This window comes from Geodermatophilus sp. URMC 61, assembly GCF_052931555.1.
The window spans coordinates 5,101,912-5,123,188 of record NZ_JBRFHZ010000002.1 but is presented as its reverse complement, the minus strand read 5'-3'; the positions used below and the strand labels follow the sequence as shown (position 1 = coordinate 5,123,188).

Genomic DNA, 21,277 nt, shown 5'->3' with positions numbered 1-21,277 from the left:
TCCTCGGGAGGTGACCGTCGCTCCTGCGCACGACTCCGCCCGACCTCCCGGGCGGGCCGTCGCGGCGCCGTCCGTGGCACCCGCCGCCGACGGCCGGCCGCGCGTGCTGTTCCTCGGCGGCCTGGGCCGCAGCGGCACCACCGTCCTGGAGCGCGCCCTGGGCGAGCTCCCCGGTACCTGCGCGGTCGGGGAGCTGGTGCACCTCTGGCAGCGCGGGGTCCTCGAGGACGAGACGTGCGGCTGCGGGGAGCCGTTCGGTCACTGTCCCTTCTGGACCGAGGTCGGGGCCCGCGCGTTCGGCGGCTGGACCCCCGAGCTGGCCGAGCGGATGCTGCACCTGCGGACCCGGGTCGACCGGATCCGCTTCGTGCCGCAGCTGGTCGCCCCCTGGTCGCTGGGCCGCCGCCGCGCCGAGCTCGACGAGTACGTGACCGCCTTCGTCCGGCTGTACCGGGCGATCGCCGCGACGACCGGCGGCGCCGTCGTCATCGACTCCAGCAAGCACTCCTCCCTGGCCCTCTGCCTGCGCACGTCGCCGGACGTCGACCTGCGCGTCCTGCACGTCGTCCGCGACAGCCGGGGGGTGGCCTACTCCTGGACCAAGGACGTGCGCCGCCCCGAGGCGACGACCGGCGAGGACCGGATGACCCGCTACTCCCCCGCCCGGTCGGCGGTGCTCTGGGCCGGCCACAACCTCTGCCTGGCACTGCTGGGCTGGCTCGGCACCGCCCGTCGCCTGTTGCGCTACGAGGACTTCGTGGCCGAGCCCCGCACGGTGCTCGGCCGGATCGCCGGCTTCGCCGGGCTCGACCTGGCCGACGGCGGCCTGGACTTCGTGACCGACGGCGGAGTGCAGCTCGGGTCCTCGCACACCGTCTCGGGCAACCCGGTCCGGTTCTCCACCGGCCCGCTGCGGCTGCGCCGGGACGACGTGTGGCGCGAGCGGCTGCCCCGGCGCCGCCGCCTGCTGGTGTCGCTGCTGACGCTGCCGCTGCTCGCCCGCTACGGATACCTCCGCCGCCCGAAGGAGCAGGCCCGGTCATGACCCCGCCCGTCCCCCTCCCCCGGCCCACCGTCGGTGTGGTGGTGCCGACCCACGACCGCCCCGAGTTGCTGCGGCAGACCCTGCGGGCCGTGCTCGCGCAGGACGTCGAGGCCGGCCTCGACGTGGTCGTCGTCCACGACCGCGCGACCCCCGACCGGTCGCTGGAGGAGCTGGGCAGCGGGGACCGCCGGGTGCGGGTGGTGGCCAACGACCGCACGCCGGGGCTGGCCGGCGCGCGCAACACCGGCGTCCTCGCGCTGGACACCGAGTGGGTGGCCTTCTGCGACGACGACGACGTCTGGACCCCCGGCAAGCTGCGGGCCCAGCTCGACCGGGCCGCTCGGCACCCCGAGGCCGACGTCGTCACCACGGCGATCTGCGTCGTCTACGACGACACCGTCGAGGTCCCCCGCCTGGCCGGCACGGACCGGGTGCGGCACGCGGACCTGCTCCGCAGCCGCATGGCGATGCTGCACAGCTCGACCCTCCTGCTGCGCCGGTCGGCGCTGCTGGGCCGTCTCGGACTGGTCGACGAGGGGATCCCCGGCAGCCAGAACGAGGACTGGGACCTGTTGCTGCGCGCCGCGGAGCTGGCCCCCATCGAGCACGTCGACGAGCCCCTGGTGCGGGTGCGGTGGGGCCGGACGTCGTTCTTCTCCCGCCGGTGGGAGACCCTGGTGGCGTCCCTGGAGTACATGCTCCAGCGCCACCCCGGCATCGCCGGCGACGACCGCGGCGCCGCCCGGGTGTTCGGCCAGCTGGCGTTCGGTAGCGCCGCCCTCGGCCGGCGCGGCGCGGCGAGCCGCTGGGCCGGCCGGGCGGTGCGCCGCCGCTGGTGCGAGCCGCGCGCCTTCATCGCGCTGGCCGTCGCCGCCCACCTCGTCGGACCCGAGCGGGTCCTGTCCACGCTCAACCGGCGCGGCCGGGGCATCTGACCCTCGGGTGCCCGTGGGTGCCCGCTGCGTCCCGGTGCCGGTTCCTCGGCGGAGCCCGGCCCGCGGTGGGACGCGCGCCGCTCGGCGTCAGGCGGCCAGGCGGTAGTCCGCCGGCGTCACGAGCCGGCGGGTGCGCGCCGCGGCCGCGCTGACCAGCGCCGCTGCGTCCAGGTCCGCGACCTCGCGGTGCACGGCCAGTCCTCGGGCGGCCAGCTCGCGGGCGATCTCCACCTGGTGGTCGTCGGTGTGCTCGCCGAACGACCGACGGCGGGGCAGCAGCAGCGGGCAGCGCCCGGTCTCCAGCGCGGTGAGCGCCGAGCCGACGCCGGCGTGGGTGACCACGAGGTCCGCCTCCCGCTGCGCCGCCCGCAGCTCGCTGGGCGGCAGGAGCGCCCGGCCGGGGACACCGGCGACGGCCAGGTCCTCCGCCGAGGCCTGCCAGAGGACCTCGGCGTCCGGGGCGCACACGTCCGCCAGCCGTGCCTTCACCGCGCGCAGGGCCCGCGCGAAGCTGTAGCCGGCCTGGGTGCCGAGGGTGACGACGACGCGGCGCAACCCGCCGGCGGGGACGCCGACGGGGTCGGCCGGCTCGAAGCCGTCGAACACCGAGCCGTGGAAGGCCCAGGCGCCGTCGGCCCAGCTGCGGTGCGAGGCGTACACGCGCGTGCCCGGGACCAGCGCGCACAGGCGCCCGCTCAGGCTGGGGCCGGAGATCCGCGCCGCGCTCTCGACGTAGTGCATCGGCACCCGGGCGTGGTGGGCGGCCAGCGCGAAGGGGACGGCGATCGCCGCGCCGGTCGAGACCACCATGTCCACCGACTGCTCGCGCAGGAGCCGGGCCGCGGCCGGCAGGAGGCGGACGGCGGACCGCCAGTCCTTGGGTGCCACGGGGGGCAGCCAGGTGACGTGCTCGTCGGCCAGCAGGTCGCGGGACTGGGCGGACTCGGCCGTCACCCAGAGTCCGTCGCCGACCCGCGGTACGAGCCGGTCACGCAGGCGGATCAGTTCCTCCAGGTGCCCTCCCGTGGAGGCGACGAACAGCACCGTCCCGGCGGCGTCCCCACCCTGTGCCATGACTCCTCCGTCACCACGCTCCGTGTCCGGCGGTCGCCAGGTGCGGCGCACGTGCCGGCGAGGATCTCTTCGTTCACCTGGACTGTCGCGGACCGTGGTGCTCGCGCGACATCGCTGAGCGTCATCACTCACCCCATCGAGGGGGAGCTCGTCACCCGTCCCGGCCCGTGCGTCGCGCGCGGGGTCGGCCGGGGGACGGTCAGTAGGCCCCGGACTTGCTGAGGACGGCGCGCGCGGTCTTGGCGAGGATCAGCAGGTCCATCGCCAGCGACCAGTTCTCGACGTAGCGCAGGTCCAGGCGCACCGACTCCTCCCAGGACAGGTCGGAACGGCCGGAGATCTGCCACAGACCGGTGAGACCGGGCTTGACCAGCAGCCGGCGGCTCACCGAGGTGTCGTACCGGGCGACCTCGCCGGGCAGCGGCGGCCGCGGGCCCACCAGCGACATCGAGCCGCCGAGGACGTTGAACAGCTGCGGCAGCTCGTCCAGCGACAGCCGGCGCAGCACCCGGCCGACCGGGGTGACCCGCGGGTCCACGCGCATCTTGAACAGCAGGCCGTCGGAGATGTTGTGCGCCAGCAGGGCACCGACCTGGCGGTCGGCGTCGACGACCATGCTGCGGAACTTCAGCATCGTGAAGGCCCGCCCGTTCACGCCCACCCGCTCCTGGCGGTAGAGCACCGGGCCGGGGCTGGTGAGCTTGACGGCGGCGGCGATGCCCAGCAGGACAGGGGCGATCAGCAGCACCATCAGCGCGGCCACCACCTTGTCCATGCCGCCCTTGACGACGCGCTGCCAGCCCTGGAAGCGCGGCTGCTCCACCGACAGCAGCGGCAGCCCCTCGAACGGGCGGATGTGCAGCCGCGGGCCGGCGACCTCGACGAGGCCGGGCGCCACGAGCAGCTCGATGCCGGTGCCCTCCAGCTGCCAGGACAGCGAGCGCAGGTACTGCGCGGCGGTCTCGCTGGCCGAGGTGACCGCGATCGTGTCGGCGCCGAGGCGGCCGGCCAGGGTCAGGACGTCGTCCAGCCCACCGACGGGGACGCCGGCGGCGCCGGCCACCCGGTCGCGGTCGTCGGGGGTGACACAGGCGGCGACGACCTCGAGGCCGGCGAACGGCTCGCGCCGCAGCCGGTCGACCAGCTCGAGCGCGGCGGTACCGCGGCCCACGACGACGACCCGCTTGGTGCAGCGGCCCTGGACGCGTAGGCCGCGCAGCGCGCGGCGGGCGGCGAACCGGCCCAGCAGCGTGCCCAGGGTCAGCGCGGGGACGGCCCCGACGACCAGGGCCCGGCTGAGGTCCAGCTCGGCGGCGTAGGAGGCGAAGCCGGCGACGGCGAGCAGCAGGAAGCCGGCCCTGCCGACGGCGCGGTACTCGTCGCTGCCGGTGCCGAAGACCCGCTCGGCGTGCGCGCCGGTGGCGTGCAGCAGGACCGGCCAGACGACGACCAGGCCGACGCTCGCCCAGAACAGCGAGGTGGTCGGCGAGGCACCCGGGTGGGTGCCGAGCACGCACACCCCGGCCACCGCGGCGGCCACGGCCTCGAAGGCGGTGAGGGCTCGCGAGTACCGGCCGGCCCAGGGCGTCCGGCCGGCCTGAAGCCGGGGCCGGCGCGCGGTGGACGGCGGTGCGGCGACAGCGCGGGACGCCGTCCCGAGACGGACGGCAGAGTGGTCGAGCAGCACGGTTCCCCCCGGACACGCGTGACAACGTGTAGTCGGTGTCACTCGTGCTGGGGCGATGACCCGCCTGTCACCAGGCAGTTCGCCCAGGCGGAGCGCCCGACGTCGAAACGACGATCACGGCGGGTCACGAGCGGGGTCAATGCGCGGGGGACGCGTTCACCCGTTGGGGACGGCGGCTCACCCGGCCGGGGCCGCGGTCAGGTGCGGGGGTGGACCACGTTCTGCGCCGCCTCGAGGCCCCGCGTGAGGAGCTCCTCGGTCGCGTCGGCGGCCTCGGCGAGCAGGAGGTCGAGCTCCTTGCGCTCGGTGGCGGAGAAGTCCTTAAGCACGAAGTCGGCCGCGTCCTGGCGGCCGGGCGGGCGGCCGATGCCGACGCGCACCCGCAGGTAGTCCGTGGTGCCGGTGGCCCGGGAGATCGACCGCAGGCCGTTGTGGCCGCCCTCGCCACCGCCGCGCTTGAGCCGCACGCTCGCGAAGGGGATGTCGAGCTCGTCGTGCAGCACCACGAGGTCGGTGGGCGCGATCGAGTGGTAGTCCAGCAGGCCGCGGACCGGGCCGCCGGACTCGTTCATGTAGGACGTCGGCCGGGCCAGCACGACTCGGCGGCCGGCCAGGCGTCCCTCGCCGATGAGCGTCCGCGCCCGCTTCCCCTTGCCGGGGGACAGCTTCACCCCGGCGCGGGCGGCCAGCTCGTCGAGCACCATCGCGCCGACGTTGTGCCGGTTGCCGGCGTAGGACGGACCGGGGTTGCCCAGCCCGACGATGAGGAAGGGCCCCTCGGACGGAGACGCGCCGGGGGCGCCGGCGGTGCCGGCGCCCCCGGAGGTCACGGAACCGGTGCTCAGGGCTGGACGCCGGTGTTCTCGCCGGCGTCGGCCGGGACGGCGCCCTCGATCTCGGAGGTGGCCTCCTCGACGGGCGCCGCAGACTCCTCGCGCTCGATGCCGGCCTCGGCCTCGGCCTCGGCGAGCTCGGCCTCGAGGGCCTCGGCCGTGGGCGCGGCCATGACGTGGACGACCAGCGCCTCGGGGTCGGTGAGCAGGGTCGCGCCACGCGGGAGGGAGAGCTGGGCGGCGGTCACGCCGTGGCCGGCCTCGCGGCCGGTGATGTCGACCTCGATCGTCTCGGGGAGGTGCGTGGCCTCGGCCTGGATCGAGACGGTGTTCAGCTCGATGCTGACCAGGGTCTCGGCGGCGGCGTCGCCGACCACGTGCACCGGCACGTCGACGTGGACCTGCTCGCCACGGCGCACGATCAGCAGGTCGACGTGCTCGTGGACGCGGGTCAGCGGGTCGCGCTGCACGGACTTGGTGAGCGCCAGCTGCTCCTTGCCGTCGAGGACGACGGTGAGCAGGACGTTGCTGCCGCCGTTGCGCAGCGCCGCAGCGAACTCGCGCGCCGGCAGGGACAGGTGCACGACGTCCTGGCCGTGCCCGTAGAGGACGGCGGGGACGCGGCCGGCCCGGCGGGTGCGGCGGGCGCTGCCCTTGCCGAACTCGGTACGGGCCTCGGCGACGAGGCGGAAGTCAGCCACGGTGGTGTGCTCCTCAGGGGGTGGATCCGGATCGGGTGGCCGGCACACGGCGCGGCACGCCCGCGGAGGGGCTCTACCCCTGTCAGGAGCGTGGCACGTCGATCACGGAGCACGGACGGACCGTCTCCCTCGCCGGGCAACCAGCCCAGGGTACCGCAGTCCCGACGACTGCCCCCAAGGGATGAGGACGGGTGATGCTGCGGCGGGCGGTCGCCCAGGATCGGGACACCGCTCCCGAACGGAAGACACATGAACCCAGCCAGCGACCACGACACCGCCCGCGCCTTGGCCACCTCGGCCGGCGACGTGCTGCTCGGCGTCCGAGCCGGCCACTTCCCCGACCCGACCGCGCTCAAGGACGCCGGGGACGCCGGATCCCACCAGTTCCTGCTCGACCGGCTGGCCGAGCTGCGGCCGGGCGACGCAGTGCTGTCGGAGGAGGGCACCGACGACACCGCGCGGCTGTCCGCCGACCGGGTGTGGATCGTCGACCCGTTGGACGGCACCCGGGAGTTCTCCGAGCCCGGCCGCGTCGACTGGGCCGTGCACGTGGCGCTGTGGGAGCGGGGTGAGCTGACGGCCGGAGCCGTCGCACTGCCCGCCGAGGGGCTCACGCTGGGCACCGTCGCGCCGCCGCCGGTGCCCGGGCGCGTCGAGGGCCCGCTGCGACTGGCGGTCAGCCGCAGCCGCCCCCCGGCGCTGGTGCAGGACCTCGCTGCGGCGTCCGGGGCCGAGCTGGTGCCCATGGGCTCGGCGGGCGTCAAGGCGATGGCCGTGCTGCGCGGCCTGGCGGACGCCTACGTGCACGGCGGCGGCCAGTACGAGTGGGACTCCGCGGCACCGGTCGCCGTCGCCCGCGCCGCCGGGCTGCACACGAGCCGGCTGGACGGCTCGCCGCTGACCTACAACCAGGCCGACCCCTACCTGCCCGACCTGCTGATCTGCCGGCCCGAGCTGGCCGAGCGGCTGCTCGACGCCCTCGCGGGGCTGGTGCCGGCGCGGACCGACGGGAGGACCCACGCATGACGACGTCGCTCTACGAGCTCAGCCACCTCGACGCGCTCGAGGCCGAGGCCGTGCACGTGTTCCGGGAGGTCGCCGCGGAGTTCGAGCGCCCGGTGCTGCTCTTCTCCGGCGGCAAGGACTCGATCGTGATGCTGCACCTCGCCGAGAAGGCGTTCTGGCCGGGCCGCATCCCGTTCCCGGTCATGCACGTCGACACCGGGCACAACTTCCCCGAGGTCATCGAGTACCGCGACCGGCGGGTCACCGAGACGGGCGTGCAGCTGCTCGTGGCCTCGGTGCAGGAGTCGATCGACCAGGGACGGGTGCGTGAGCAGAAGGGCCCCCGGGCCAGCCGCAACCCGCTGCAGACGGTGACCCTGCTCGACGCCATCGAGCAGCACGGCTTCGACGCCGCCTTCGGCGGGGCCCGCCGCGACGAGGAGAAGGCCCGCGCCAAGGAGCGGGTGTTCTCCTTCCGCGACGAGTTCGGCCAGTGGGACCCGAAGAACCAGCGCCCCGAGCTGTGGGCGCTGTACAACGGCCGGCACCACCGCGGCGAGCACATCCGGGTCTTCCCGCTGTCCAACTGGACCGAGCTCGACATCTGGCAGTACATCGGCCGCGAGGGCATCGAGCTGCCGTCGATCTACTTCGTCCACCGCCGACGTCTCGTGCTGCGCGACGGCATGCTGCTGTGGCCGAACGAGCACGTGCCGCTGCTCGAGGGCGAGGAGACGTTCGAGGCCACGGTGCGCTACCGCACCGTCGGCGACGTCACCTGCACCGGCGCGGTGGAGTCCGCCGCACGCACGGTCGACGACATCGTCGAGGAGGTCGCCGCCACCCGGATCACCGAGCGCGGTGCCACCCGCGCCGACGACCGGGCCAGTGAGGCCGCGATGGAGGACCGGAAGCGGGAGGGGTACTTCTGATGGAGATGCTGCGGTTCGCCACCGCCGGTTCGGTGGACGACGGCAAGAGCACGCTGATCGGCCGGCTGCTGCACGACACCAAGTCGATCTTCAGCGACCAGCTGGAGGCAGTGGAGCGCACCAGCGCCCAGCGCGGCAACGAGTACCTCGACCTGGCGCTGCTCACCGACGGCCTGCGCGCCGAGCGGGAGCAGGGCATCACCATCGACGTCGCCTACCGCTACTTCGCGACGCCCAAGCGGAAGTTCATCGTCGCCGACACCCCGGGACACATCCAGTACACCCGGAACATGGTCACCGGCGCCTCGACCGCGAACGCCGCGCTGATCCTCGTCGACGCGCGCAAGGGTCTGGTCGAGCAGAGTCGCCGGCACGCCTTCCTCGCGTCGCTGCTGCGGGTCCCGCACCTGGTCCTGTGCGTCAACAAGATGGACCTCGTCGACTACGACGAGGGAGTGTTCGAGGCGATCGCCACCGAGTTCCGGCACTTCGCGGCCAAGCTCGACGTCGGCGACCTCACCGCCATCCCGGTGTCGGCGCTGGCCGGCGACAACGTCGTGACCCGCTCGGCCAACACGCCCTGGTACGAGGGGGGCTCGCTGCTGCACCACCTCGAGGAGCTGCACATCGCCTCCGACCGGAACCTCATCGACGCGCGGTTCCCGGTGCAGTACGTCATCCGGCCGAACACCTCGGCGCACCACGACTACCGCGGCTACGCTGGGCAGGTCGCCGGCGGCGTGCTCAAGCCGGGGGACGACGTCGTCGTCCTGCCGTCGGGGCTGCCGTCCCGGATCGCCGCCATCGAGACCAGGGACGGCGAGGTCGCCGAGGCGTTCCCGCCCATGTCGGTCACCGTCCGGCTCGAGGACGACATCGACGTCTCTCGCGGCGACATGATCTGCCGGCCCCACAACCAGCCCGCCGTCTCCCAGGACGTCGAGGCGATGGTCGCCTGGCTGCACGAGGACGCCATGCGACCGGGCGGCAAGTACGCGATCAAGCACACCACGCGCACGGCGCGGGCCATGGTCAAGGACCTGCGCTACCGGCTGGACGTGAACACCCTGCACCGCGACGAGGACGCCAGGACCCTGGCGCTCAACGAGATCGGCCGGCTGCGGCTGCGGGTCACCGCACCGCTGTTCACCGACCCCTACCGGGTCAACCGGACCACGGGCAGCTTCATCCTCGTCGACGAGTCCACGAACGCCACCGTCGGCGCCGGGATGGTCCTCTAGCAGCCTCCTGCTGCCACGGCCCCGTCCCGGGGCCGCCCCGAGCCCTGACGGCCCCTTGCAGGGTCCCGCCGCGAGCCTGCGAGTGGCGGGGGGCAAGGGGGTCCTCAGAGGGGAGGACGGGTCCTCCGACCTGCAGAGGGCCGCCCTGGCCCCACTGCTCAGGGACTCGGGGCGGGAGCCTGGAGGGGGCCGGCGAGCACCGCGTCGAGCACCAGGCGGGCGCAGGCGTCGACGTCCTTGCCCGTGGTGTCGATGGTGACCTCGGCGTCGGTGGGCGCCTCGTACGGATCGCTGATCCCGGTGAACGCCGGGATCTCGCCGGCGCGCGCCTTGGCGTAGAGGCCCTTGCGGTCGCGTGCCTCGCACTCGGCCAGGGGGGTGGCCACGTGCACCAGCACGAAGCCGCCCCGGCCCGCCTGGGCCTCGACCTCGTGCCGTACGTCGGCGCGGACGGCGGCGTACGGGGCGATCGGCGCGCATACGGCGATGCCACCGTGCTTGGCGATCTGCGCGGCCACCCAGCCGATCCGCCGCACGTTGGTGTCGCGGTCGGCCTGGGAGAAGCCCAGGCCGGCCGACAGGTGGTGTCGGACCTCGTCCCCGTCGAGGAGCGTCACGCTGCGGCCGGCCTCCAGCAGGAGCTCCACCACGCGCGCGGCGATCGTCGACTTGCCCGCGCCCGAGAGCCCGGTGAAGAACAGGACGCCGCCGCCGGTGCGGGCCGGTTCGGGATCGACGCGGCTGCCGAGCAGCGTCGCGCCGTACGCCTCGGCCAGCTCGGCCCAGCCGACCTCCGGCTGCGCTGCGGTCACCGGCACGGGCACTATCTCGACCGCCCGGCCGGTGGCGCGGACCCGGGCCCACGCGGCGGCGGTGGTGGAGATCGTCGCCGTGTCCGCGGGCGCCCCCGCCACGGGCAGCAGCGCGAGGACCTGCGCGGGCAGCTCCGCGACGTCCGTCGGAGGTCGTCCGACCCAGGCGGTGGGGACGGCCCACCCCCGCTCCGCGAGCCGCTGCGCCACGGTCCCCGGCGACTGCCAGCGGGGGATCTCGACCACGGTGGGGCCACGCTCGCCCGGCCGGCCCACGAGCACTCCCTGTGCGTCCTCCCAGTCCCCGGACTGCGGGAGCTCGGGCACCGTCGGGCTCAGTCCGAAGTGGTAGCGGGCCACCGCGGCGACCTGGACGTCGGTGAGTCTGGAGCGAGCGGACACGCCCGCCATCCTGACAGGGCTCCGGGCGGGGGCGGCGCCGTCCACGCGGAGCCGGCACCTCGCGCCCGGCCGCTCACCCGCCGGGGTGAGCGCGCGTTGACCCGTCCCGGAGCGGCACGCAGGCTTCCGTCGTCGCCCGACGTCCACGGCGACACGGAACAGGGAGGCACGTCCATGGTGGTGGGGGCGCTGGCCGGGCACGCCGCCGCGGCCTACGTCCGGCGGACGTGGGCGCCGGGGATCGTCGTCGCCGCGCCCGGCCGGACGGCGGTCACGCTGCTCCTGGTCACCGAGTGGCTCGACGAGCTCAGCGTCCACCTGTCGTGGCCGGAGTGCGCCGCTGATGCGCACCGGGAGCTCCGGGAGGCCCACCACCTCGCCGACGCCGCCGGGAGGACGTGTCCCGTGGTGGCCTCGACGGTGCAACCGCTGGCCGGCCGCATGAACGAGGTCACGTTCTTCGACACCAGCGGGGTCTCGGGCCCCCAGACGCTCGCCCTGCGCCTGCGTTCCCGGCTCGCCGAGCCGGTCCTCCTGCCCTTCGGCGGCTGACGCTCAGCTCGCGCCGCCGAAGAGGCTCGTCACCGAGCCGTCCTCGAAGACCTCCTTGATCGCCCGTGCCAGCAGCGGGGCGATGGACAGGACGGTGAGCTTGTCGAACTGGCGGGCCGGCTCGATGGGCAGCGTGTTGGTCACGATGACCTCGCTGATGCGGCTGTTCTTCAGCCGGTCGACCGCCGGGCCGGAGAGGACGCCGTGGGTGGCGCAGACGATGACGTCGGCGGCGCCGGCGTCGAACAGCGTCTCGGCGGCCTTCACGATCGTGCCGCCGGTGTCGATCATGTCGTCGACCAGGACGCACGCCCGGCCCTCCACCGCGCCGACGACGCGGTTGGCGACGACCTCGTTGGGCTTCATCGGGTCGCGGGTCTTGTGGATGAAGGCCAGCGGGACGCCACCGAGCTTGTCGCTCCACCGCTCGGAGACGCGCACCCGCCCGGAGTCCGGCGACACGACGGTGATGTCCCGGTCGCCCCAGCGCTCCTTGACGTGGTCGACGAGCAGGTCGAGCGCGAAGAGGTGGTCGACCGGGCCGTCGAAGAAGCCCTGGATCTGCGCGGTGTGCAGGTCGACGGTCATCAGCCGGTCGGCGCCGGCGGTCTTGAACATGTCGGCGACCAGGCGGGCGGAGATGGGCTCGCGGCCGCGGTGCTTCTTGTCCTGCCGGGCGTAGGGGAAGAACGGGGCCACGACGGTGATCCGCTTGGCCGATGCACGCTTGGCGGCGTCGACCATGAGCAGCTGCTCCATGAGCCAGGTGTTGATGGGCGCGGTGTGGCTCTGGACGATGAACGCGTCGCAGCCGCGGACCGACTCCTCGAAGCGGACGAAGAGCTCACCGTTGGCGAACTCGTAGGACGCGGTGGGGGTCGGCGTCACGCCGAGGTGCCCGGCGATCTCCTCGGTCAGCTCGGGGTAGGCCCGGCCGGAGAAGAGCATCAGGCTCTTGCTGGTGGTCTGCCGGATCGCGCTCATCGGCTCGTCTACCCCTGCTCGTCGCGTTGGTCGGGCGACCGGCGGGCTCTACTCGGACGCCTCTGCGCGAGTGTCGGCCGCCGCCTCGGCCCCTGCATCCCCGGCCGCCTCCGCGGCCTTCGCGGCAGCCGTCCCGGGACGGCGCCGCCGTACCCAGCCTGCCACATTCCGCTGGCGTGCCCGCGCGACGCCCATCGCCCCCGGGGGGACGTCGTTGGTGATCACCGAGCCGGCCGCGGTGTAGGCGCCGTCCCCCACGGTGACCGGCGCCACGAGCATGGTGTCCGAGCCGATGCGCACGTGGTCGCCGACCCGCGTGTGGTGCTTCTCGACGCCGTCGTAGTTCACGAACACCGTCGCCGCGCCGATGTTGGCGCCCCGCCCGATCGTGGCGTCGCCGACGTAGGAGAGGTGCGGCACCTTGGAGTCCTCGCCGACCTGCACGTTCTTGGTCTCGACGAAGGCGCCGACCTTCGCGCCGGCGGCCAGCCGGGTGCCCGGCCGCAGATAGCTGAACGGGCCGACGGTGGCGCCGGGGCCGACGACCGCGCCGAGGACGTGCGAGCGCACCACGCTGGCGCCCTCCTCCACGGTGGTGTCGACCAGGGTGGTGTCCGGTCCGACCACGGCGCCGGTCGCGACCGACGTCGTCCCCCGGAGGTGGACGCCGGGCTCGAGCAGCGCGTCCGCCGCGACGGTGACGGTGACGTCGACCCAGGTGGTGGCCGGGTCCACGACGGTGACGCCGGCGCGCATCAGGTCGTCGAGCACGCGGTCGTTGAGGGTGCGGCGGCGGGCGGCGAGCTCGCGGCGGTCGTTGCAGCCGAGCACGTCGACCGGGTCCTCGGCCGGGGCGCCGCCGACCCGGGCGCCCTCGGCGACCAGCAGGCCGAGGACGTCGGTGAGGTACTGCTCGCCCTGGTCGTTGTCCTCGCCCAGGGAACCCAGCGCCCGGCGCAGCGCGGCGGCCTCGCCGACGTAGACGCCGGCGTTGATCTCGCGGATGGCGCGCTGCTCGGGGGTGGCGTCGCGCTGCTCGACGATGGCCGTCACCGCGCCGTCGGCGTCCCGCACGATCCGGCCCAGGCCGGTGGGGTCGTCGACCTCGGCGGTCAGCACGGTGAGCACGTTGCCCGCGGCACGGTGCGCGTCGACCAGCGCCGTCACCGTCTCGGGGCGCAGCAGCGGGGCGTCGCCGTTGACCAGCAGCACGGGGCCCTCGAGGTCGGGGACGGCGGCCAGCGCCACCACCGCGGCGTGACCGGACCCACGCTGCTCCTCCTGCACCACCGGCCGGGCGTCGGGGGCGACCTGAGCCAGGTGCTCCTCCACGGCCTCCCGGCCGGCACCGACCACCACGAGGGTGTGCCGCGGGGCCAGCGGCGCGGTCGCGGCCAGGACGTGGCCGAGCATGCTGCGCCCGCCGAGGGCGTGCAGCACCTTGGGCGTCGACGACCTCATCCGGGTGCCCTGCCCGGCGGCGAGGACGACGACGGCGGCGATCCCGCCCTCGGGGGCGGCACCGGACGGCTGCGGAACGGACACGGATCTCCTCGGCCTCGACGTCGACGCCTGCTGGGGGACTCGGACTCGAACCGAGACTTCCCGGCTCCAAAGGCCGGCGGGCTGCCGATTACCCCATCCCCCATCGCGGGCGGCGTGGACGCCGGACCGGCGCCCGACGAGAGCCTAGGCGTCCACCCCGGCCGGGCCCCGACCCCCGCGCCAGGGCTCGACCGACGGGGCTCCCCACGGTGACGTAGCTCACGGCCCCGCAAGGGTACGACGGCCTCGCCGGACCGCACCCGCGACCTGGGGGCCGCCCGTCCCTCCCGCCGGCACGACGGATCTCCGAGGCGGCCAGCGGGCCGAGGGGCCGGAGCGGAGCGCTCAGCCGACCAGCCGCGCGCCCGGCACCGGTCCGTGCACCGCCCGGACGGTGCGGTAGACCCCCTCCCCCGCCAGCGCGGCGGCCAGCCGGACGGCGGAGTCCTCGTCCTCGGCGAGCGCGGCCACCGTCGGGCCCGACCCGCTGACCAGCGCCCCGGCGGCCCCGGCCGAGGTCGCCGCGCGCAGCGCCCGCCGCAGGTCCGGCCGCAGCGAGAGGGCGGAGGGCTGCAGGTCGTTGCTGAGCGCGGCGGCCAGCGCGGGGACCGGCCCGCTGCGCAGCGCCGCGATCACCGGGTCGGGCGAGGGCAGCTCCCCGCCGTCGGGCACCCGGCCTGCGGCCCGCAGCCGGTCCAGCTCGGCGTAGACCGCCGGCGTGGACAGCCCCTCCCCGGCGATGCCGAGCACCCAGTCCCAGCGGCGGCGGGCCAGCACCGGCGACAGCTGCTCCCCCCGGCCGGAGCCCAGGGCCACCCCGCCGAGCAGGCTGAACGGGACGTCGCTGCCCAGGCGCGCGGCCAGCGCGGTCAGCTCACCGCGGGTGGCGCGGGTACCCCACAGCGCGTCGAGGGCGACCAGCGCCGCGGCGGCGTCCGCGCTGCCCCCGGCCAGCCCCGCGGCGGCCGGGATGGACTTGTCGATGCGGATGGCGGCGTCGGCGGGCACCCCGGCGTGCTCGGCCAGCAGCTCGGCGGCCCGCCAGACGAGGTTGCGGCGGTCGGTCGGGACGGCGTCGGCACCGCTGCCCGCCGTCCCCTCGCCGGTGACGGTGAGGGAGAGCCCGTCGCCGGGCCGCACGGTCACCGTGTCGAACAGCGAGACGGCCAGGTAGACCGTACGCAGCTCGTGGAAGCCGTCGGAGCGCAGCGGCCCGACCGCGAGGTGCAGGTTGACCTTGGCGGGGGCACGGGCGACGACGGCGCCGTCGCCCGCCAGCCGGCCGGGCCCGCCGGGTGAGGACCAGCTCATGCCGGGGCCTCCGTCGCGGCCAGCCGGGCGAAGTCCTCGACGGACAGCTGCTCGCCGCGGGTGGTCGGGTCGATGCCGGCGGCGCGCAGCCGGGCCTCGGCGGCCGCCGGGCTGCCGGCCCAGCGGGCGAGCGCCGCCCGCAGTCCCTTCCGGCGGGTGGCGAAGGCGGCGTCGACGACGGCGAAGGTGGCCCCGCGGTCCCCGGGCGGCGGTGGACGGCGGTCCAGGGCGACCAGGCCGGAGTCGACGTTGGGCTCGGGCCAGAAGACCCGCCGTCCGACGTTGCCGGCCCGCCGCACGTCGCTGTACCAGGCTGCCTTCACCGACGGCACGCCGTAGGCCGCCGAGCCGGGGGCCGCGGCGAGACGCTCGGCCACCTCGGCCTGGACGAGGACGAGCGCGCGCCGCAGTGTCGGCAGCAGCTCCAGCAGGTGCAGCAGGACGGGCACCGCCACGTTGTACGGCAGGTTGGCCACCAGCGCCGTCGGGGCGGGCCCCGGGACCTCGCGGATGCGCAGCGCGTCGGCCTCGACGACGGTGAGCCGGTCGGCCGACTCCGGGGCGCGCTCGGCCACGGTGCGCGGCAGCAGCGCGGCCAGCCGCGGGTCGATCTCGACGGCGGTGACGTGCGCGACGACGGGCAGCAGCCCGAGGGTCAGCGAGCCGAGCCCCGGGCCGACCTCGAGGACGACGTCCTCGGGGGTGAGCTCGGCGGTGCGCACGATCCGCCGGATGGTGTTGGCGTCGTGCAGGAAGTTCTGCCCGAGGGTCTTGGTCGGACGCAGGTCGAGCTGCTGGGCCAGGTCGCGGATGGCGGCCGGGCCCAGCAGCCCGCAGGGAGGCTCGGGTGGGGTGCTCAGCTCAGCAGGGTCCGATCAGTTGAGGAGGCGCGAGCCGCAGTGCGGCCACTGGCCGGCGCCGGAGCGCTGGTAGAGCAGCTGCGCACGGTAGGTCTGCTCGTCGGCCGAGGCGGCGGCCGGGTCGCCGCTGCCGCCCACAGCGTTCCACGTCGCCTGCGAGAACTGGTACATCCCCCGGTACTTGCCGGTGCCGCTGACCGCGTCGGGACGACCGCCGGACTCGCACGCCGCCAGGGCAGCCCAGTTCAGCCCGTCGGCGCTGGGCGTGTTGCCGGCGGAGGCCGGGCGCTCCTTGGTGCCGACGGTGACCAGCTCGTCGACCGGCTCCCGGGTGACCGTGGTGGCCAGCTGCTCGCGGCCGGTCTCGACGCCGTCGGTGACGGTGACCCGGTAGGTGGTCACCTGCTCCCCCGGGACGCCCTCCTGCGTGACCGTCTCGTCGCCCTCGAAGGCGTCGGGGTCCTGGGTCTCGACGGTCCGGTGGTCGATCGGCGCGGGGACGGCGACCTCGCTGACCTGAACGCGGAAGACCTGCAGCCGCATGTGGGCCAGGAGCGCCTGGTCGGGGTACATGCTGGTGCGGTCGGTGGCGCCGAGCGTGATGCCCTGCTCGGCGAGCAGGTCACCGGCGGTGGCCGCGGTGGTGGTGACGACGCGCTCCTGGCCGTCGGCGACGAGGGTCACGGGCTTGGGCGTGGTGATCGACAGCTCCATGCCGTCGAGCGGGAGGCGCTCGCTGCGGCTGGCGGAGACGACCAGGTCCTCGGCGCGGTAGCCGAGCTGGGCCAGCGCCTCGTCGACCGACAGGGCGGTCACGTAGACCTCGCTCTGCACGCCGTCCACGGTGAGGGTGAGCGGACGGGCGCGGTTGAGCACCACGGTGTCGCCGTCCGCGACGGCCGCGGCGGCGTCCGGCAGGAGGACGTCGTGCGACTGCGTCTGCAGCCCCTCCTCCTCGAGCACGTCACCGACGGTGCCGGCGTAGGTGCGGACCTCGCGGGCCTGCCCGTCGACGGTCAGCGTCACGGACTTCTGCGCGGCGACGTAGGCCGCGGAGCCCCCCACGAGTCCGAGCAGGACGAGGGCGAAGAGGACGGACTTCAGCGATCGGGGCACGACTCTTCCAGGGCTCAGGAGACCCGGGTAGAGGCGCGCGCGGGCACCACGCCGGCTGGCGGGTACCGAGCGCGTCCCGGCTCGGACGGCAGACGACCGGGAGCCGGAGCTCCCGGTCGTGGTGCCCTCCGGGACGGTCCCCACCCCGGCTGGTCACGACACGATAACGAGCACGATGCGTTTCACGACGGTGCGCGAGGAGTGAACCAGCGAGGCGATGTGTCGACTCGTGGACGCGCCGACACGGACAGTGACGGACGCGCCGGGTGGGACACGTGTGACGGATGCGTGGCATGAGGCCAGCGGAGTGATCAAGACCACAGCATGATCACGTGCTCGCGGACGGCACGTGGCCGCGGTGCCATCGGGACCGCTCCGCGAGGCGGTGCGAGGAGTGGGGGCCGGAGGCTCCCGCGATCGAGCGCCGGGCAGGGCTCAACGCCGGTCGGGGACGGCACCTGGCCGCGGTGTCGGCCGGTAGGCCGACAGATCACGCGGTGTCGGCCGGTAGGCCGACAGATCACACGGTCAGCGCACGGTCGTCGACCCGGACCGGCTTGAGCCAGGTCACCAGGAAGACGGCGAGGGCCAGGCCCGCGGCCAGCCCGGCGAAGCCCCCGGCGACGAGGGCCACGGGCAGCAGGTCGAAGCCATTGGTCACGCGGTCACCGAGGTCGATGCCCGCAGTCAGCAGCAGGGCCCCCAGCGGCAGCAGCGCCATCACGCTGACCGCCGCGGCGACCAGGTGCGCCGTCCAGGTGCGCAGCGCCTCGTCGACCGGCACGTCGGCGCCCTCGGCAGGCAACGGGCGCACCCACGCCCGCAGCAGCGCCACCTCGGCGAGCACCCAGGCGAGCAGCGGGACGACGACGGCGACCCAGCCGACGCTGTCGGGCAGCTCGTCCCGCCGCCACATGAGGACGGCGGCGGCCAGCTCGGCGACGACGACCGCGCGCATCGACCAGAGCAGCACCATCGAGATCAGCTCGGACTGGCGCGGGCGGCGGGGCGGGGAGCCGACCCGCCAGCGCGGCCGGGGGCGGGTCGCCTCGGCGAGCACGACGCCCAGCAGCAGCCCCAGGACGAGAGCCGGGAGCCACAGGAAGACCGACGCCTCGGCGAACAGCGCGATGCTGACGCCGATGCCGACCAGCCCGAGCAGGAAGCCGAGCCGGCGCACGCGGCGTCCGTGCTGGGCCTGACGGGCCACGGTGGCGAGCCCCTCCGGCGTGGGCGTGGTGAACCCGACCGCCGCGGCGGCGACGGCCCGGCGACCGGCCGCCAGGGCCCAGGCGCGCGCGAGCAGGACACCGGGCACCAGCACGGCGATGAAGAGCACGACGGCGATGAGGCGGCCCACGGGGCCAGTGTCCCCCCGATGTGCGGCACGTGACGTGTCGCCGTCATGACACGGCGACCCCGGCTGTCGCCGTCGGCCCCGCCGCAGGGTCCCGCGGCGAGCGCCAGCGAGACGTGGGGTGAGGAACTGGATGGGCCGGCCCCGCTACAGGGGCCTGCGCCGAGCTCGCGAGGCGTGGGGGGCAGCGGGGTCCTTCACCAGCTGCCGAAGACGCGCTCGGCGGTGGCGGTCAGGTGGGCGCAGAGTTCCTCGAGCTCGACGCCGGTGACCTCGGCCAGCGCTCGCACCGTGTGCGGCACCAGCCGGGAGGCATTGGGCCGGCCGCGGAACGGCATGGGGGTGAGGAACGGCGAGTCGGTCTCCACCAGCAGCTGCTCGACCGGCGTGAGCGCGGCGGCCTCCCGCAGGTAGCCGGCGTTGCCGAAGGTCAGCGTGCCCGCGAACGACAGCACGAAGCCCCGCTCGACGCAGGCCCGGGCGAAGGACGCGTCGCCGGAGAAGCAGTGGAAGACCGTGTGCTCGGGGGCACCCTCGTCCTCGAGCACCTGGAGGATCTCCTCGTGCGCGTCGCGGTCGTGGATGACCAGCGCGACCCCGCGGTCCTTGGCGATCCGGATGTGCGCCCGGAAGGAGGCCTCCTGCGCCGCCCAGCCGTCCGGCCCGGTGCGGTAGCGGTCCAGGCCGGTCTCCCCCACTGCCCGCACCCGGGGCAGCGCCGCCAACCGGTCGATCTCCGCCAACGCGTCGTCGGTCGCCGCTCCTGCGCCCGCCTCGTTGGGGTGCAGTGCGACGGCGGCGAGCACGTTCGGGTGCCGGGCGGCGAGCTCGGCCGACCAGCGGGAGGAGTCGACGTCCACGCCGACCTGCACCAGCCGCGGGACGCCGACGGCCGCGGCCTCCGCGATCTCGGCGTCGACGTCCTGGGGGGCCGGCGGCCGCCCGTCCTCCGGGCGGAACCCGTTCAGGACGATGTCGAGGTGGGTGTGGCTGTCGACCGCCGGAGCCGGCAGCGGCTCCGGGGACGGCGGCGCCTCGCCCCGCCGGTTCGCACGGGACGCGGCCGACCGGCTCACTTCGTACCTTCCTCCAGCCGGGCCAGCTCCTCCTCGACGATCGACTCGTCGAGCTTCCGGAACACCGGGGTGGGCGGCGACAGCGGCGTCCCCGGTGGCAGCGGCCGGGAGGCCCAGACCGCCTGCCCCTCGTCGTAGTCGCCGGTGATGATCGGGTACGGCGAGCCGTCGTCGAGGTCGGTGACCTCCTCGACCCGCGGCGCCGGCGACCACACCCCGGTGCCGCCGAGCAGCTCGTGCACCTTCTGCGCGGAGTGCGGGAGGAACGGGGTGAGCAGCGCGTTGCAGTCGCTGACCGCCTGGAGCGCGGTGTGCAGCACGGTGTCCCGGCGGGCCGGGTCCTCCTTGAGCTTCCACGGCGCCTGGTCGGACAGGTACTTGTTCGCCTCGCCGACCACCCGCATCGCCTCCGTGGCCGCGGCCTTCTGCCGGTTGCGCGAGAGCAGCTCCCCGACCGGCCCGAAGGCGCCCTTGGTGCTGTCGAGCAGCGCGCGGTCGGCGGCGGTGAGCTCGCCCGGCGTCGGGACGGCGCCGACGTTCTTCGCCGCCATCGACACCGTGCGGTTGACCAGGTTCCCCCAGCCCGCGACCAGCTCGTCGTTGTTGCGGCGCAGGAACTCCGCCCAGGTGAAGTCGGTGTCCTGGGTCTCCGGCCCGGCCGCGGCGATGAAGTAGCGCAGCGCGTCGGCGTCGTAGCGGGCCAGGAAGTCGCGCACGTAGATGACCACCTGGCGGGACGACGAGAACTTGCGCCCCTCCATGGTCAGGAACTCGCTGGAGACCACCTCGGTCGGCAGGTTGAGCCGGCCCAGCGACCCCGGCGTCCCGCCCTTGTCGCCCTCGCCGTCGTAGCCGAGCAGCTGGGCGGGCCAGATCTCGGCGTGGAAGACGATGTTGTCCTTGCCCATGAAGTAGTAGGCGTCGGAGTCCGGCGTCTGCCACCACTGCCGCCACGCGTCGTCGTCCCCGGAGCGGCGGGCCCACTCGATGGACGCCGACAGGTACCCCACGACGGCGTCGAACCACACGTAGATGCGCTTGTCGGAGCGGTCCCGCCAGCCCTCGAGCGGCACCGGGACACCCCAGTCGATGTCGCGGGTGTAGCTGCGCGGCTTGAGGTCGGTGAGCAGGTTCTTGGCGAAGTTCAGGACGTTGGGCCGCCAGCCGCGCCGCGAGTCCAGCCAGTCGCCGAGGGAGCGCGTGAAGGCCGGCAGGTCGAGGAAGTAGTGCTCCTCCTCGACGAACTTCGGCGTCTCGCCGTTGATCCGGCTCTTCGGGTTGATCAGGTCGACCGGGTCCAGCTGGTTCCCGCAGTTGTCGCACTGGTCGCCGCGCGCGCCGTCGTAGCCGCAGATCGGGCAGGTGCCCTCGATGTAGCGGTCGGGCAGGGTGCGTCCGGTCGACGGGCTGATCGCGCCGAGCGTCCTCCTCGGGAAGACGTAGCCGTTCTTCAGCAGGCCGAGGAAGATCTCCTGGCTGATGCGGGCGTGGTTGACCGTCGTCGTCCGCGTGAACAGGTCGTAGGACAGCCCCAGCGACTGCAGGTCGCCGACGATGATCCGGTTGTTGCGGTCGGCGATCTCCCGCGGGGTCACGCCCTCGGCGTCGGCGGCGACGGTGATCGGCGTCCCGTGCTCGTCGGTGCCGCTGACCATCAGGACCCGGTCGCCCACCATGCGGTGGTAGCGGCTGAAGACGTCCGAGGGGACGCCGAAGCCGGAGACGTGGCCGATGTGCCGCGGGCCGTTGGCGTAGGGCCAGGCCACGGCGGTCAGGATGTGCCGATCACTCACGGCACGAGCCTATGCG

19 protein-coding genes and 1 tRNA gene are annotated in these 21,277 nt (G+C 74.6%); 6 read left to right on the top strand and 14 right to left on the bottom strand.

Annotation, left to right across the window (positions count from 1 at the left end):
- Positions 1-10 precede the first annotated feature (10 nt).
- Positions 11-1,045 carry a hypothetical protein gene (locus ACU610_RS24025; RefSeq protein WP_446770202.1) on the top strand — a complete coding sequence of 345 codons (1,035 nt, stop codon included), beginning with the start codon at positions 11-13 and terminating at the stop codon, positions 1,043-1,045.
- Positions 1,042-1,980 carry a glycosyltransferase family 2 protein gene (locus tag ACU610_RS24020; protein WP_446770201.1) on the top strand — a complete coding sequence of 313 codons (939 nt, stop codon included), beginning with the start codon at positions 1,042-1,044 and terminating at the stop codon, positions 1,978-1,980. The genes ACU610_RS24025 and ACU610_RS24020 overlap by 4 nt, the downstream gene beginning before the upstream one ends.
- Before the next feature lie 87 nt (positions 1,981-2,067).
- Here ACU610_RS24020 and ACU610_RS24015 read toward each other — a convergent pair whose 3' ends face one another.
- The 4 genes from ACU610_RS24015 to ACU610_RS24000 form a co-directional block, all read right to left on the bottom strand.
- Positions 2,068-3,054 carry a glycosyltransferase gene (locus ACU610_RS24015; RefSeq protein ID WP_446770200.1) on the bottom strand — a complete coding sequence of 329 codons (987 nt, stop codon included), beginning with the start codon at positions 3,052-3,054 and terminating at the stop codon, positions 2,068-2,070.
- A gap of 199 nt (positions 3,055-3,253) precedes the next feature.
- Positions 3,254-4,741 carry a sugar transferase gene (locus tag ACU610_RS24010; protein WP_446770199.1) on the bottom strand — a complete coding sequence of 496 codons (1,488 nt, stop codon included), beginning with the start codon at positions 4,739-4,741 and terminating at the stop codon, positions 3,254-3,256.
- A 197-nt stretch (positions 4,742-4,938) separates the two neighbouring features.
- On the bottom strand, positions 4,939-5,571 hold the full coding sequence (gene pth / locus ACU610_RS24005; protein WP_446770198.1) for an aminoacyl-tRNA hydrolase: 633 nt from the start codon (positions 5,569-5,571) through the stop codon (positions 4,939-4,941).
- Positions 5,572-5,582: 11 nt separating this feature from the next.
- The gene (locus ACU610_RS24000; protein ID WP_446770197.1) at positions 5,583-6,275 is read right to left on the bottom strand and encodes a 50S ribosomal protein L25/general stress protein Ctc; all 693 of its coding nucleotides are present in this window, start codon (positions 6,273-6,275) and stop codon (positions 5,583-5,585) included.
- Positions 6,276-6,524: 249 nt separating this feature from the next.
- Between ACU610_RS24000 and ACU610_RS23995 the strand changes: the two genes are divergently transcribed.
- The 3 genes from ACU610_RS23995 to ACU610_RS23985 are packed head-to-tail and all read left to right on the top strand — an operon-like array spanning position 6,525 to position 9,453.
- Positions 6,525-7,301, top strand: coding sequence for a 3'(2'),5'-bisphosphate nucleotidase CysQ (locus ACU610_RS23995; RefSeq protein ID WP_446770196.1), 777 nt, complete (start codon positions 6,525-6,527; stop codon positions 7,299-7,301).
- Positions 7,298-8,212, top strand: coding sequence for a sulfate adenylyltransferase subunit CysD (cysD, locus tag ACU610_RS23990; RefSeq protein ID WP_446770195.1), 915 nt, complete (start codon positions 7,298-7,300; stop codon positions 8,210-8,212). Before ACU610_RS23995 ends, cysD begins: the two co-directional genes overlap by 4 nt.
- The gene (locus ACU610_RS23985; RefSeq protein WP_446770194.1) at positions 8,212-9,453 is read left to right on the top strand and encodes a sulfate adenylyltransferase subunit 1; all 1,242 of its coding nucleotides are present in this window, start codon (positions 8,212-8,214) and stop codon (positions 9,451-9,453) included. The genes cysD and ACU610_RS23985 overlap by 1 nt, the downstream gene beginning before the upstream one ends.
- Before the next feature lie 158 nt (positions 9,454-9,611).
- On the opposite strand, the gene cysC is transcribed toward ACU610_RS23985, so the two are convergent.
- Complete coding sequence (gene cysC / locus ACU610_RS23980; protein WP_446770193.1) at positions 9,612-10,667, bottom strand: adenylyl-sulfate kinase; 1,056 nt, start codon at positions 10,665-10,667, stop codon at positions 9,612-9,614.
- Between the two features lie 174 nt (positions 10,668-10,841).
- Between cysC and ACU610_RS23975 the strand changes: the two genes are divergently transcribed.
- The gene (locus tag ACU610_RS23975; protein ID WP_446770192.1) at positions 10,842-11,219 is read left to right on the top strand and encodes a hypothetical protein; all 378 of its coding nucleotides are present in this window, start codon (positions 10,842-10,844) and stop codon (positions 11,217-11,219) included.
- 3 nt (positions 11,220-11,222) lie between these two features.
- Here ACU610_RS23975 and ACU610_RS23970 read toward each other — a convergent pair whose 3' ends face one another.
- The 9 genes from ACU610_RS23970 to metG all read right to left on the bottom strand — a co-directional run bounded on the left by ACU610_RS23970 (position 11,223) and on the right by metG (position 21,261).
- A complete protein-coding gene (locus ACU610_RS23970) occupies positions 11,223-12,203 on the bottom strand; it encodes a ribose-phosphate diphosphokinase (protein WP_446770191.1) in 981 nt (326 codons plus the stop codon).
- 48 nt (positions 12,204-12,251) lie between these two features.
- Positions 12,252-13,748: a bifunctional UDP-N-acetylglucosamine diphosphorylase/glucosamine-1-phosphate N-acetyltransferase GlmU gene (gene glmU, locus ACU610_RS23965; RefSeq protein WP_446770190.1), complete on the bottom strand. Its 1,497-nt coding sequence runs from the start codon at positions 13,746-13,748 to the stop codon at positions 12,252-12,254.
- A gap of 30 nt (positions 13,749-13,778) precedes the next feature.
- Positions 13,779-13,851 (bottom strand) — tRNA-Gln (locus ACU610_RS23960).
- 242 nt (positions 13,852-14,093) lie between these two features.
- The gene (locus ACU610_RS23955; RefSeq protein ID WP_446770189.1) at positions 14,094-15,059 is read right to left on the bottom strand and encodes a 4-(cytidine 5'-diphospho)-2-C-methyl-D-erythritol kinase; all 966 of its coding nucleotides are present in this window, start codon (positions 15,057-15,059) and stop codon (positions 14,094-14,096) included.
- Positions 15,056-15,781: a 16S rRNA (adenine(1518)-N(6)/adenine(1519)-N(6))-dimethyltransferase RsmA gene (rsmA, locus tag ACU610_RS23950; RefSeq protein ID WP_446770188.1), complete on the bottom strand. Its 726-nt coding sequence runs from the start codon at positions 15,779-15,781 to the stop codon at positions 15,056-15,058. Before rsmA ends, ACU610_RS23955 begins: the two co-directional genes overlap by 4 nt.
- A gap of 153 nt (positions 15,782-15,934) precedes the next feature.
- Positions 15,935-17,035 carry a ubiquitin-like domain-containing protein gene (locus ACU610_RS23945; RefSeq protein ID WP_446770187.1) on the bottom strand — a complete coding sequence of 367 codons (1,101 nt, stop codon included), beginning with the start codon at positions 17,033-17,035 and terminating at the stop codon, positions 15,935-15,937.
- A 520-nt stretch (positions 17,036-17,555) separates the two neighbouring features.
- Entirely contained in the window at positions 17,556-18,395 is an 840-nt protein-coding gene (locus ACU610_RS23940; RefSeq protein ID WP_446770186.1) for a hypothetical protein, read from the bottom strand.
- Positions 18,396-18,589: 194 nt separating this feature from the next.
- Positions 18,590-19,468 carry a TatD family hydrolase gene (locus tag ACU610_RS23935; RefSeq protein WP_446770185.1) on the bottom strand — a complete coding sequence of 293 codons (879 nt, stop codon included), beginning with the start codon at positions 19,466-19,468 and terminating at the stop codon, positions 18,590-18,592.
- The gene (gene metG / locus ACU610_RS23930; protein WP_446770184.1) at positions 19,465-21,261 is read right to left on the bottom strand and encodes a methionine--tRNA ligase; all 1,797 of its coding nucleotides are present in this window, start codon (positions 21,259-21,261) and stop codon (positions 19,465-19,467) included. Before metG ends, ACU610_RS23935 begins: the two co-directional genes overlap by 4 nt.
- Between the last annotated feature and the right edge of the window lie 16 nt (positions 21,262-21,277).

Excerpts from the sequence above, each read along its gene's own strand:
- ACU610_RS24015 (WP_446770200.1), bottom strand. The coding sequence starts at position 3,054 with ATGGCACAGGGTGGGGACGCCGCCGGGACGGTGCTGTTCGTCGCCTCC.
- ACU610_RS23955 (WP_446770189.1), bottom strand. The coding sequence starts at position 15,059 with ATGAGCTGGTCCTCACCCGGCGGGCCCGGCCGGCTGGCGGGCGACGGC.
- cysD (WP_446770195.1), top strand. The coding sequence starts at position 7,298 with ATGACGACGTCGCTCTACGAGCTCAGCCACCTCGACGCGCTCGAGGCC.
- ACU610_RS23995 (WP_446770196.1), top strand. The coding sequence starts at position 6,525 with ATGAACCCAGCCAGCGACCACGACACCGCCCGCGCCTTGGCCACCTCG.
- ACU610_RS23975 (WP_446770192.1), top strand. The coding sequence starts at position 10,842 with ATGGTGGTGGGGGCGCTGGCCGGGCACGCCGCCGCGGCCTACGTCCGG.
- ACU610_RS23985 (WP_446770194.1), top strand. The coding sequence starts at position 8,212 with ATGGAGATGCTGCGGTTCGCCACCGCCGGTTCGGTGGACGACGGCAAG.
- ACU610_RS24020 (WP_446770201.1), top strand. The coding sequence starts at position 1,042 with ATGACCCCGCCCGTCCCCCTCCCCCGGCCCACCGTCGGTGTGGTGGTG.
- ACU610_RS23970 (WP_446770191.1), bottom strand. The coding sequence starts at position 12,203 with ATGAGCGCGATCCGGCAGACCACCAGCAAGAGCCTGATGCTCTTCTCC.